Source organism: Mesorhizobium sp. RIZ17, from assembly GCF_051127865.1.
In the GTDB taxonomy this organism is placed as follows: domain Bacteria; phylum Pseudomonadota; class Alphaproteobacteria; order Rhizobiales; family Rhizobiaceae; genus Mesorhizobium; species Mesorhizobium humile.
In genome coordinates this window covers 3108231-3121232 of the sequence record NZ_CP147861.1, presented here as the reverse complement: position 1 = coordinate 3121232, position 13002 = coordinate 3108231, and the positions used below count along the sequence as shown (strand labels likewise).

Below are 13002 nucleotides of genomic sequence, written 5' to 3'. Positions count from 1 at the left end.
CCGGTTTGGGCGATTGCCGCATAGTCCGGGCCCGCCCGGCGTTATTCGAAAAGTTAACGGGCTAATAATCAGTCGATAATGACCAAGCGGCGCTCCACATCGCAGAAGCGCTGGCCACCTTTCGCTGTAACCACGAAAGGCTCTGAGATCGCTGCGCCAAAATCGTCGAGCCACACTCCGGATTGGAAGTGGAAGCACATTCCTTCCTGCAATAGCGTTGTTTCACCCGCGCGGATGCTGATAGTGCGTTCGCCCCAGTCCGGCGGGTAACCAACACCAATTGAGTAGCCGACGCGGCTGTCTTTGCTGTAGCCATTCCGTTTCAGTGTGCGTTGGAACACGGCGGCTACCTCTTCGACGGCCACGCCCGGCTTGGCCGCTTCGAGTGCGAGGTCGCCGCCTTCAACGATCACGGATGCCAGACGCGAGATTTCTTGTGGCGGCTGTCCGACGTGAATTGTGCGGGTCAGGGGCGCGTTATAGTGGCGACGTGCCGCGCCAAGCTCCATCACCACCAGGGCTGACTCGGGAATCGCCTGGCCCGTCCAGGTGAGGTGGCATGTGCTCGTCCCCTCACCAATCTGGATTAGGGGACACAGACCCGTGTAGTCGCCGAACTTGCCCTCACCCAAAATCTGATTGCGATAAATGTCCCCTACGACCTCAAAGTCGCGCACTCCCGGCTTGAGCTTCGCAATCGCCTCTCGCATTGTTCTGCTGATGATGCGGCCCGCCTCTCGCATATAGACAAGCTCGGCTTCTGACTTGACGAGCCTCGCCCAGTTTACAAGTTCCCGACTGTCCGAGATTTTCGCATTGGGGAGGCCTCTAACGAGGTGCTGATGGGCCCGCGCGGTATAGTAGTGAGTGTCGAGCTCCACGCCGATGCGGTCGGAACCCCAGCCTTTGGAATTGATGAGCCCGCACAAATCATCGAAAGGATGATTTTCCGGATGGTGAACCAAAGTCTCTGCGAATCCGAAGATGTTCTCGGCCGGCAGGTTTGTTGTAACGGTAGCCGATTTTGCGTCGATCGGTCGCCCGAACCAAAGAGGCATATCCTCGTTGTCATGGACTAGCACTGCCTGCGGCGTGTAGAAGGACCAACTGTCGTAGCCCGTAAGCCAGTACATATTGGCTGGATCCTGGCAGATGAGGAGATCAAGACCAGCTTTTTGCATCCGCTTCTTCGTGTCCTGAACGCGCCGGTCGAACTCCTCACGCAGAAAAGGTTTTTGGTAGCTCATGCATATGGTCCTTCTCGAAATTGAGCATGTGCGCTCTTGAGTTCGCCCAAGCTCGTGCGGCCCAGGACAACCGCAGGCGACGCCCGGAAATCTTGATGCCCATTCTCACGGTGGCATCCCGCACGTCCCAGTTTTGCTTGTGTTGCGGATGCTCAGGCGAGCATTTGTCTCAAGGCATTCTCAGTCAAATGCAGTGTTTATATCGGCATCATCTCGCTTCGAGATGCCGGGGCCCCGCACACAAGAAATTGCGCGGTGAAGAATGCCGCTGGCTTTGCCTAAGACGCCCACGTCACCTGACGCTGGGCCATCTGCACCATCGTGCCCATATGGATTTTGTCTTCGGGGCACCGGCGTTTACGACAATCGTGGCGGCGCGGGCAGCCGGCATGCTGGGAACCGCTGCCTAAGGTCCCGATATTTATGAGGGCGCCGGTTTCCTTTCGACCCCTCTCGGCACGTGCTGGCTCAGGAGGAAAAGCGCTTGCCCCTGGCGGCGGCCACTCCCCTGAGCTCACCCACCGCTCGGGTGCCGATCTCGGCGCGTTCCGCTCCAGAGTCACCATCACGATTATATTGCAGCGCTGGTCGGCGGCGGCCCTTCAAGTCATCGCCACGTTTACCCCAAGTGCATTCTGCTGGAGTCACGCTGCATTGGGCCGCCTCACGGCGCAGAAATACTGCACTCCTGGCATGCAGATCAGCGGAAGTCAGAGCATATCTGACAATATTTTATTGGCCATAACCAGTCCGCCTTAGCTCGCGCTTTCGCCCAAGCTCCAACAGGTTTCAAATGGCCAGCAAAGTACCATCGCATGTCGAATACGTTGTCATCGGAGGCGGCATTATCGGCCTCTCGATAGCCTATCACCTGACACGTCTCGGCCACCGGGACGTTCTGCTTCTGGAGCGCGACCAACTGACATGCGGCACGACATGGCATGCTGCGGGCCTAGTGACGCAACTCCGCGCCAACGAAACCATGGCAAAGCTCGCTCAATACTCTGCGGATCTGTTCAGCGACCTCGAAAATCTAACCGGTCAGGCAACTGGTTTTCGGCAAACCGGCTCCATCACTGTCGCCGCGACCCAGGACCGCCTTGAAGAGCTTAAGCGCGGGTCATCGATGGGCCGCTCGTTTGGCCTTGACGTGGAGATGATAAGCGCTGTGGAAGCCCAACGCCGCGTTCCATTACTCGATGTCAGTGATGTCCTTGGGGCCGCATGGATCGCTTCCGACGGGATGACCAACGCTATCGATACCGCCCGTGCTTTCGCAACTGGGGCGCGGCAGGGTGGAGCAACTATCCTTGAGCGGACACCTGTCACACGCATTCTCGTCGAGAAGGGCCGTTTTGTCGGCGTGGAAACCAGTCAAGGAACGGTGCGTGCTGAACACGCGGTCATCTGCACCGGCCTGTGGACGCGGAATGTGGCTGCTGAACTTAACTGGTCGGTGCCGTTACAGGCGGCCGAGCACTTCTATGTTGTCACCGAGGCAATTCCCGACCTACCCCATGATCTGCCGACGATCCGCGATATGGACGCGCGCGTCTATGCAAAAGCGGACGCCGGCAAACTGCTCGTGGGTTTCTTCGAGGCCAAGGGCAAACCTTGGGGCATGAACGGCATACCCCAGGATTTCAGTTTCGATTCGTTGCCCGAAGATTTTGACCACATCGAACCATATCTCTCTGCGGCTATCGAGCGCATGCCTGTCCTGGCAAATGTTGGTCTTCAGCTGAATTTCAATGGGCCTGAGAGCTTCACGCCTGATAACCGCTTCCACCTCGGGCCATCACCTGAAATTCAAGGTCTGTATGTCGCCTCTGGATTCAATTCCTGCGGTATCGAATCCTCGGGTGGTGCGGGCAAGATCATGGCAGAATGGATGTCGACAGGCTTGCCGGCTGGAGACTGCTGGGAAATGGACGTCCGTCGATCAATGCCCTTCCAGCGGAACAGGCGGTATCTGTACGACCGCACGGTGGAGGCGGTCGGCAACCTCTGGGCACTTCATCTGCCGCATAAGTCAGCCAAGACGGCACGCAACGTTCGCGTGTCCCCCCTGCACGACCGCCTGTCCGCAGTCGGCGCGAATTTCGGTGAAAGCGCGGGGTGGGAACGCGTCCAATGGTTTGGTGCGCCTGGATCATCAAAAGAAAACCAAGCAACTTTCGGCCGGGACGAATGGTTCGAACGGAGCGGCGCGGAACATAAGGCCACCCGCGCGGGCGTCACTCTGTTCGACCAAACCTCCTTCGCGCACCTTTTGGTACAGGGGTCGAATGCCCTTGCGCTGCTACAGCGCTTGTCCACGAACGATGTGAACGTAGCGGTCGGCCGCATCGTCTATACACCATGGCTCAATGAACGTGGCGGTATGGAGTCCGATGTCACCATCGCACGCATAGGTGAGGAGGAATTTCTCGTCGTAACAGCAGCAATCCAACGCACCCGTGACCTCTCCTGGCTGCGGTTGCATGCCAAGGGAGCCGGCCACGTCTCGGTTGCAGATGTCTCATCCGGATATACCACCCTGTCCGTGATGGGTCCGCGATCGCGTGAGTTACTGCAGCGCGTCAGTCCTGCGGATTTTTCGAACGAGGCATTTCCCTTCGCAACGGCCCGTGAAATCGAGGTCGGGTATAGCCTCGCGCTCGCATTCCGGATGACTTTTGTCGGCGAGTTGGGGTGGGAACTTCACATCCCGACCGAACAAACACTAGGGGTCTACGACGCTCTGGTGGCAGCCGGGGCCGATCTCGGCCTAGGCCACGCCGGATATGTTGCTCTCAACACGCTGCGCCTGGAAGCGGGCTACCGTGACTGGGGTGCAGATGTCGGGGATGAGGACACCCCATTGGAATCGGGACTGGGATTCACGGTTGCCTGGGACAAGCCCGATAATTTCATTGGACGCGCTGCACAGGAGGCCCAGCGCGGCAATCCTCTGCGCCGGCGGCTGGTCCAGTTCGCTGCCCCAAATGCCAAATCGTTGATGTTCGGAACCGAGCCTGTCTGGCGTAACGGCAGCCTTGTCGGTTACCTTCGCTCAGCTGGTTTTGGCCACACTGTGGGCTGTGGTATTGGGATGGGGTATCTCACGGCAGAAGAAGGGGTGACGGCTGATTGGCTGTCCGGAGGGTCATTCGAAATCGAGATCGCTGGTGAACGCTATTCCGCCATAGCTTCTCTGCGACCATTCTATGACGCGGGGCGCAGCCGCGTGAGGGGCGAGTGGCGTGCTGTGGAGGAGTTGGTCGCAAAAGAGCTCCTCAAGGCCTGAGATTAGACCGCGCAATCTTGGAGCGCTTCTGGTCGCTGGCGCGCCTTGCATCGGGTTCGCGGGATAAAGCTTCCCACACGCCAAGGATGTTGTTGTGCTATAGGCCAGCTTAATGCTGGTCCTCAATGGCAGCGGATTCCCGATAGGCCCAAAAGACACGACGCAAGTTGCCGCCAAAGTATTCAACGGCCCTCAGCTGTGGGGGGAACGGTACTGTGCTCTGGTTTGAGTAGGTCGAACGGCAGCCCATGGGTTTGTCTCCCAAACCATGATCCGGTTTCGGGTCGCACACTGACTATACTCGGCCAGGTGCGTGGAGGGACCGGCTACTTGCTCGGGACTCAGATTGCTCAGTTAGACGACGGAGCCGGATTGTCATGCCTCATGACGGCGCGGCCAGTAAGCTAGCAATGCTGCGTACCTATCTGATGGGCGCGCGGGCATAGTTTAGGAGAGTAAGCAGCGCTAACCGGCCAAGCCGCCTTCCACCAAGTTGACCCAGTAGCCGATCCCGTAAGGGATTGCATTGTCATCAAAATCGTAGGTCGGATTGTGCAAGCCGGCGGTAGGTCCGTTGCCGAGGAATAGGAACGCGCCAGGTCGCGCCTGCAACATGTAAGAGAAGTCCTCCGAGACCATCACCGGCTTGACCTGTTCGTTGACCGCCTCCCGCCCCACAAGAGCCCGCGCGGCTGCGGCGGCCAATTCGGTCGATGCTGTGTGGTTGAACGTCAACGGCTCGAGACGCCTATGCCGATATTCCACTTTAGCCCCGAAAGCTGCCGCGATATTTTCAGCGCAGACCTTGATTTGTTTTTCCGCAAAATCACGCAATGCTGGCGATAGGCTCCTAACGGTTCCGCCCAGCGTCACGGAGTCAGGTATGATGTGGTAGGATTCACTTCCGGTGAATTTCGGCACTGACACAACGAGCGCTTCCGTCGGATCGAGATTTCGGGAAACCAAGGTCTGGAGGGCCGTGATGATCTGTGCTCCGACCACCACCGGATCTATAGTGAAGTGAGGCGTTGCGGCGTGTCCGCCCCGGCCGGTAATGGTGATGTCAAATTCGTCGAGGGCCGCCATAATCGATCCGTCGCGAATACCGAACCTGCCCACGTCGATGCCCGGCATGTTGTGCATACCGAAGACTTGGGAGATATTGAACCTGTCCATCAAGCCTTCTTGCACCATTCGACCGGCGCCCTGCCCGTCTTCCTCGGCGGGCTGGAAAATGAGCGCCACCGAACCTTTGAAGTTCCGCGTGGCGGAGAGATGCTTAGCGGCACCCAGCAGCATGGCGGTGTGGCCGTCGTGACCGCAGGCGTGCATCTTCCCCTCGACCTGCGAAGTCCAAGGCTTGCCGGTAGCCTCGACGATCGGCAGCGCGTCCATATCCGCGCGCAGGCCAATCGTCGGTCCATCCCCGCCTGCACCTTGGATCACCGCGACGACACCGGTCTCGGCGATGCCCGTTTCGATATGATTTATCCCGAAGGAAGCAAGCTTTTCGGCGACGAAGCGGGCGGTATTGTGCACGTTGTATCCAAGTTCCGGATTCTGGTGAAGGTGACGACGCCAAGCGATAGCCTCATCATGAATATCCCGGAAATCATTGACGCTGCGCATTCTTGTCTCCTACCAAATTGAGCAGACCCGCGCCTCGGGTCTGCTAGCTCGAGCCACATCTGCGCCGCCGCTCCCGGGGGCATCCTAGATGTGCGGTTCCGCGTAGTGTGTTATATCACTGGGAAGCTTCCAGGGATGAACCGCTACAGTCCAATGCATTGTGCGTATCGGCCCCATCTCGCTTCGAGATGAGGCAAAATCCCCGCGTTTGCAACGGACCTCTAGATTATGGCGGTCGGCTAGTATTCTTGGTTATTCGGCAAGCGCAGACCCCCCCTTGAGAAAACGTCACCTTCATTGCCGCCCCCGTTCACGAAGTATGGCGTCAGACAGTTTCTCGGCGACCATAATCGTTGGAATGTTGGTATTTGCTCGTGGGCAGAATGGCATCACCGAAGCATCGGCGACTCTTAAACCCGATAGTCCATGAACGCGCCCAGTCGAATCCGTCACACTGTTTGGATCATGCGCAGATCCCATTTTGCAAGTTGAAGTGGGATGAAAGTTCCCAAAAACGTTTTGTCGTACGAAGCTATCAAGAAGCTCGTCACTATTTAGAAGGTCTGAGATGCTGCGACCGTCAGTGATTGCAAACCTGATCAGGCTCCGTCGGAGCGAGGAGGAACTATCCATAAGGGCTGCGAGAAAAGAGGTGAGACCGTAGTTCAAACGGTTGTACTTGCCGATCCGCTTTGCTCGTCCAGTCCAGGTAGAAGGAAAGGGGTCAAGCGCCGTGTGCGTCAAGGCCTTATGATTTATCAGTCTCGCAACGAATCGAAACGCGTTTTTCAATCGCTCAGCGTCGCGCTGGTCGCTCAACATATCGAAATTCACTTCTGGCTCAACGAGATGAGACGAACTCTTGAGCAAGACCGTTCCTGTCGAATAGACACGATTGACCCAGAAATTCAGCGTCCCTAAACGTTTGCCAACGGGATGCCACGCAGATTTCGCCAGAGCTGAGATGGCCATATCGGTAGGCGGGCAACCGTCGTGACCGGATGAATACCGGGCATGCATCTGGATATATCCGGTCGCGGTCGGCGACATCCGATCCTCCGGTCTCAAGTAAGCCGAGATGGCGACCCCGGCATGCTCCTGGAGATTTTTTCCGACTCCTTCAACATTTGCGACAACTTGAATGCCGACCTCTGACAACACTCTTCCCGGACCAATACCGGATCGCATCAGTATCGTAGGCGAATGAATAGCGCCCGCACATAGAATAACCTCTGGGGCGCTATAAGATTGGTGACCAGCCTTACTCTCAGTATCGACGCCCGTTATTTGTCGCCCTGAAAAGGTGAGTTTTACGACCACAGTCTCTGATAGAATTCTGAGATTCGGCCGAGCACGGACACTCTCTGGCAAATAGGCCATCGCGGCTGATACGCGGCGACGGTTGAGGTTTGTCAGTGGAACAACTGAGTGGCCATCGCGGAACTCACCGTTAAAGTCTGGCCGAAAGGGTATATTTTCATCCTGTAAAGCCGTCGACACCGCATTGACGAACCCTGACCACTCTCGTTTGTCCGCCCGGCTAATTGGCAGCGGCCCACTGTTGCCGTGGAAGTGATCGCGAAAATCCAGATCGCATTCGAGTCGACGGAAATATGGCAATACGCCTTCCCAGTCCCAACCCGTTGCCCCGGTGGACGCCCACTCATCATAATCGGCGGGGCCGCCCCGGTTGGCGACCTGAGCGTTGATACTGGAGCCTCCACCTATGACCCGAGCCTGCTCGTAGTGCACGCGTCTGTTGCCATCTCGGGCGATGGCTGCGGTAAGCGATGGCCATTGATACCGCTGATTGTAGTAAGCGCGTGTGGGATTGCCGTCGAGAATATCGTCAGGAATTTCGTTTGGGGGGAAATCAGGCCCCGCCTCGATGAGCAACACCTGACTGCCATTGGCCGACAATCTGTTCGCTAGGACGCATCCAGATGAGCCGCCACCTACAATTATATAGTCAAAGAGCAACAATTCCTCCCCATCCTGCGGCTGCAGGCTAGCACAACGTTGAAGCGAAGATCTGCGAATGAGACCGTCTTTCGGCGGGAAAGCGGCGATTGTGTGCGAATTCCGCAGAAGCACGCCATCCTGTTGGCCACTATGAAGATAGCCAATTCCCTCCGCTTGTAGGCGTACGGAGCTCATCTTGTCAGAAGCCGTGCGGGGAGAGTTTAGACACGCCCAATGAGCGGCAGGAAATCCGAAGCCTCATCTTTTGAGTGTTTGCGGCCACTCTTTCCACCCGTTTCGGGTCTTCTAGTTTCGTCTACTGCTGCTGGTGGATCTCAAGCCGATTGCAGCGACCCGCCCTTCACCAGTGCTATCTCGAGGCTGCGGCATCCCTGGAGGGCTGACGCGTAGCGCGGGGGGCGGCAGCGCACGCGTCCGGCAACCGACGGCAGAGCGAGTGCATTCCGGCTAGCTCATGCCCAGAGGTCGCGAGGACCGTGCCCCCGAGATCAGCAGGCCGGTGGCAAATGCGCGATCTGCGCACCTAGCTCATAGTAACCTTCTCTGATGGCCCGAAAAGGGGCGCTCCGCGCGGAAGATACCGGCAGGAACATCCCGTCGAGCGGCAGCTCGCCGCTGATATGGCGGGCGAGCTCGCGGCCGAACACTGTGCCAGGCGCGATGCCTCGTCCGTTGAAACCCGTCAGCGCGATCATGTTTTCCGCTGGAAGGTGAAGGCGAGGCAGATGGTCGTTCGTCATGCCGATCCGGCCGTACCACTCGTGCTCCAGCTCGACCTCACCGATCTGCGGGAAGAGCGCCCGGATACGCCGCCGCGCCCAGTTACGATGAATAGCGATTCCGGTGCCGCGGAGCGCGCCGACGCTGCCGACGATGAGGCGTCCGGCATTGTCCGTGCGAAAAGCGGTCAGCACGGTGCGGGTATCCCAGGCGCCGTGCCCTTCGGGCAGGATCGTGTGGCGAATTCTGTGACTTAGCGGCGCAGTCGCAACATGGAAGAACGGCAGCACCACTTGTTCGCGGCGCAGCTCGGGGAGGATGCGCGAGGTGTAGGTGTCGGTCGAAACAACGGCCCACTTGGCCCGGACGCTTCCACTTCGCGTGGCTAGCCGCCAGACGCCGCCCTCGCGCGCGATGTGCTCGACCGGGCTCGCGGTGAAGACGGTCGCGCCGGCGGCAATCGCCGCGCCAGCCAGGCCGCGCACATAGGCGAGCGGCTGGATCGTTCCTGCACGCAGGTCGAGGAGCCCTGTGGCGAAGGCCGAGGTGCCTGTCTTTGCACGCGTCTCGCCGGCATCAAGGATGTGAACCGGGGCGTCGAGCGCCTGCCACTGCCGCGCTCGCTCTGCGATTTCGGCGACGCCCTTCTTATCGGCTCCGCAGTGGATCGTGCCAGCCCGCTTTAGCTCACACGGCAAGTTGTGTCTGTCGATGATCTCGAAGACGGTGCGTGGCGAATCGCGCAGCAAATCCAGCAAACGACCACCATACACCGGACCGAGCGTCTCCTTGAGGGCCGATGGCATCACCCAGAGGCCGGCGTTTACCAATCCGGTGCTCCGCCCGGCGGCGCCAAAACCAATTTCGGCTGCCTCGATCACGACGGCATCCAGCCCCCGCTCGGCAAGGTGCAGCGCAGCGGATAATCCGGTGTAGCCCGCACCGACGATCGCCACATCGGCGACGATGTCGCCTACCAGCTTCTCTGTTGCAGGCGGCGGCGGAGCTGTCCGCTCCCAAAGCCCATGCGACTGTCTATCGTTCAGCATTCTGTCCGCTATCATTAAGGGGCTCGACGCTGCCTCGGTGCGCAGACCCTCAGCACGCCCGGCAGGAGACTGAGCTCGCTGCCGGGCAGGTGCGCCTTGGGAGGAGGCGTAGTTGCGTTATCCTTCACAAAACCAGCCGCATGAGGCTGCTTACAATAAGAAGATTGGACGGCTCCGAGTGCCCTTGGTAACTGTAGTGCATGTAAGTGCCTGATTTATGCAAATCGCCCGCCCCCCACGCAGGAAATCGGCTTTGCGCAGCGAGATGTGCCTAAAAGCGGTGTTGAGATCACCTGGGCTGGAACTGACGTTGGGTGAAGTAGGCCAATGCGAATTGCATCTGATGATCGCTGAGCGCGGGAGTCTCTCTGCCTGCTAAGTCCTCACACGAGCTTCTGATCCAGGCGGGAGACCCAATCTGCCAGCTAGGCCGCGCGCATAGGCGAGCGGCTGGATCGTTCCTGCACGCAGGTCGAGGAGCCCTGTGGCGAAGGCCGAGGTGCCTGTCTTTGCACGCGTCTCGCCGGCATCAAGGATGTGAACCGGGGCGCCGAGCGCCTGCCACTGCCGAGCTCGCTCTGCGATTTTGGCGACGCCCTTCTTATCAGCTCCGCAGTGGATCGTGCCGGCCCGCTTTAGCTCACACGGCAAGTTGTGTTTGTCGACGATCTCGAAGACGGTGCGTGGCGAATCGCGCAGCAAATCCAGCAAACGACCATCATACACCGGACCGAGCGTCTCCTTGAGGGCCGATGGCATCACCCAGAGGCCGGCGTTTACCAATCCGGTGCTCCGCCCGGCGGCGCCAAAACCAATTTCGGCTGCCTCGATCACGACGGCATCCAGCCCCCGCTCGGCAAGGTGCAGCGCAGCGGATAATCCGGTGTAGCCCGCACCGACGATCGCCACATCGGCGACGATGTCGCCTACCAGCTTCTCTGTTGCAGGCGGCGGCGGAGCTGTCCGCTCCCAAAGCCCATGCGACTGTCTATCGTTCAGCATTCTGTCCGCTCTCACCCTCTCACCTTCAAATTCCCTGCTCAGCAGCAAGGCGCAATGACGGCTAGTCATTTTCGCGAGTGAGGGCCAATACCTATTGGCAACGTTCACGACGAGTGTGCCGATCTGCGCCATCAACCTCACTGCCGCCGTAGAAAAAGATCGTGAGATCGGACGTCCCCCGCGAATACCATTTCCTTCGCGACAATGAGCATTGTCTCCCTCCCTCATCCGCGAGGATTGAAGTTGAGAACTTCGCATACCAGCTCAGGGTCCAATGCGATCCTCGGTGCCGGGGCCCTTGGCAATTGCAAGTTCAGCCTCACCCTCGGCGCGATCGTCATTCAATAGTTGACACCACACCGTTCCGTTTGCGCTTCTGCTGCTCTTGATTGCCTTCAATTGTCACCCTCTCCGCACGCCGTCGGCGTTAAGGCGACCACGGGTGTTGCTGTTCGCCAGGGGCAGAAACCGACTTGATCGACCAATCAATCAAGGCCACGGCATGCTGAAGAATCGCGTCGGTCTGAGGGCGGCTCGGGGAAGCGGCGATGACGTGTCCGATCGTATCTCGGTAGTCGCCTTCCCTGACGATAGGTGTCTTGGGTTGGACATGCAGTTTGACCTCGGCGACACCTTCCACGGCAGCCGCTCGACTGTCGCCATCAATCCAGTCGAGGATGCCATCACCTTCAGGGAGGAGGAACCGCGCGCCCGCAAAATGCGAACGGGTTCTTCGCAAGTCCCATTCTTCGCCGATAACAACTTTGATGTGCTCGGTGACGACATCCACACCATAAGCTAAATTAACCATTTGAGGACCGGGCGCGCCAGCAAGACGCGGATTGACCTCGATGACGACTGGGCCACGCATTGTCCAGCGGAATCCAATGTTCGATGGTCCCCAGCCAAGGTCGAGAGCTTGCAAACAGGTCAGCGACACATCGGCGACACGCTGCTGCTCGTCGTCAGTAAGCACGGCTGGATAGGTGCACCCACGATGGATAAAATGCGGTGGGCGGCCGAAGTCAGCGCCGCCGATTCCAATGACCTCATCTCCCATCATGTCAGCCCAATAATAGGGGCCTTGGGCGAATTCTTCGACCAGTATTCTCGGCGAAGACCGCCACTTGTGCTTCCCACACAACAGATGGGTCGTATGTTTAGCCAGTTCATCAACGTTGCGGCACAATAGGACACCGCTGCTGCCGCTGCCCACGGCAGGCTTAAGAATGACGGGGAGGTTTATCTCTGCTGCACAGCTTTCGACGTCCGCGGCATTGGCTGCTAAGCGATAAGCCGGCATTGGAACGCCGGCCTCTGCGAGGAGCTGACGTTGAGTGAACTTGTCGCAGCATCGTTCAATCGCTCCGGGGTTCGGTCCCGGCAGATCGAAGGACCGACATAGCTTACCTACTGTGGCATAGGCCAACTCATCAAGACCTGTAAAGCCAGTGATGCCAGCAATGTCATAGGTTGCGCGCAGCCGGGAACATTCGCAGATCAGCGCATCTAGATCGTCGGTGTCAACACTGATTGCCTCTGTACCGTCCGCCTTAAGATAATCGTACTGGGTTGGATCAGCCGAGAAGGTAATGGGATGAAGACCAAGACGCTTGGCCGCTCTGACGTATAGCAGACCAATACTCCTGTTGCCTTCCACCAGCACGAGAGCCTTTTTTGCCATTACCGTCGACCTCCGCAATGCTGTGCGACGGCCCGAGAGGTAATCAGGCGTCGACTTGTTATTCGGCCTGACGTCAGCCTTGTGGGCAAGCTACCATTGCCAGGGATCTGATTTCGCGAAGGTTTTGATAAGTCGCGTAAACGATTTATTGCAATTTTGGACGCCTGTGGCTGAGATTCGGGTGCCTCGCGACATATTCTCTGGGGCGGTGCTTGCCTGTCTCAGTTTTGGCCAAGAGCCTTCGGTGCGGATACGCCGCCGATGTTGCCGGCTACCGTGCGCGCACTTTGACAGGCCATCGGCGAATTTCACACGTTCCCGCGAGCGGGCTACGGATCGAAGGGACAAGATTGATCGAACATGGCTCGCGCCACTCATCGACGCATGAAGGTCGCCGAG

At 58.5% G+C, this 13002-nt stretch carries 6 protein-coding genes and 1 pseudogene; 1 reads left to right on the top strand and 6 read right to left on the bottom strand.

The window, feature by feature from the left end:
• Positions 1 to 68: 68 nt before the first annotated feature.
• A complete protein-coding gene (locus WDX12_RS15025; RefSeq protein WP_434725380.1) occupies positions 69 to 1247 on the bottom strand; it encodes a M24 family metallopeptidase in 1179 nt (392 codons plus the stop codon).
• 793 nt (positions 1248 to 2040) lie between these two features.
• On the opposite strand from WDX12_RS15025, the gene WDX12_RS15020 reads away from it, so the two are divergent.
• The gene (locus WDX12_RS15020; protein ID WP_434725379.1) at positions 2041 to 4536 is read left to right on the top strand and encodes a GcvT family protein; all 2496 of its coding nucleotides are present in this window, start codon (positions 2041 to 2043) and stop codon (positions 4534 to 4536) included.
• 465 nt (positions 4537 to 5001) lie between these two features.
• Here WDX12_RS15020 and WDX12_RS15015 read toward each other — a convergent pair whose 3' ends face one another.
• The 5 genes and pseudogenes from WDX12_RS15015 to WDX12_RS14995 form a co-directional block, all read right to left on the bottom strand.
• Entirely contained in the window at positions 5002 to 6165 is a 1164-nt protein-coding gene (locus WDX12_RS15015; protein ID WP_434725378.1) for a M20 aminoacylase family protein, read from the bottom strand.
• Positions 6166 to 6459: 294 nt separating this feature from the next.
• The gene (locus tag WDX12_RS15010) at positions 6460 to 8145 is read right to left on the bottom strand and encodes a GMC family oxidoreductase (RefSeq protein ID WP_434725377.1); all 1686 of its coding nucleotides are present in this window, start codon (positions 8143 to 8145) and stop codon (positions 6460 to 6462) included.
• Positions 8146 to 8636: 491 nt separating this feature from the next.
• Positions 8637 to 9917 (bottom strand): NAD(P)/FAD-dependent oxidoreductase, encoded by a 1281-nt coding sequence (locus tag WDX12_RS15005; RefSeq protein ID WP_434725376.1) that lies wholly within the window; start codon positions 9915 to 9917, stop codon positions 8637 to 8639.
• A gap of 423 nt (positions 9918 to 10340) precedes the next feature.
• A pseudogene (locus WDX12_RS15000) lies at positions 10341 to 10919 on the bottom strand (NAD(P)/FAD-dependent oxidoreductase); the annotation flags it as partial.
• 427 nt (positions 10920 to 11346) lie between these two features.
• The gene (locus WDX12_RS14995) at positions 11347 to 12603 is read right to left on the bottom strand and encodes an ATP-grasp domain-containing protein (RefSeq protein ID WP_434725375.1); all 1257 of its coding nucleotides are present in this window, start codon (positions 12601 to 12603) and stop codon (positions 11347 to 11349) included.
• Positions 12604 to 13002 lie beyond the last annotated feature (399 nt).

Excerpts from the sequence above, each read along its gene's own strand:
- WDX12_RS15025 (WP_434725380.1), bottom strand. The coding sequence starts at position 1,247 with ATGAGCTACCAAAAACCTTTTCTGCGTGAGGAGTTCGACCGGCGCGTT.
- WDX12_RS15020 (WP_434725379.1), top strand. The coding sequence starts at position 2,041 with ATGGCCAGCAAAGTACCATCGCATGTCGAATACGTTGTCATCGGAGGC.
- WDX12_RS15015 (WP_434725378.1), bottom strand. The coding sequence starts at position 6,165 with ATGCGCAGCGTCAATGATTTCCGGGATATTCATGATGAGGCTATCGCT.
- WDX12_RS15005 (WP_434725376.1), bottom strand. The coding sequence starts at position 9,917 with ATGCTGAACGATAGACAGTCGCATGGGCTTTGGGAGCGGACAGCTCCG.
- WDX12_RS14995 (WP_434725375.1), bottom strand. The coding sequence starts at position 12,603 with ATGGCAAAAAAGGCTCTCGTGCTGGTGGAAGGCAACAGGAGTATTGGT.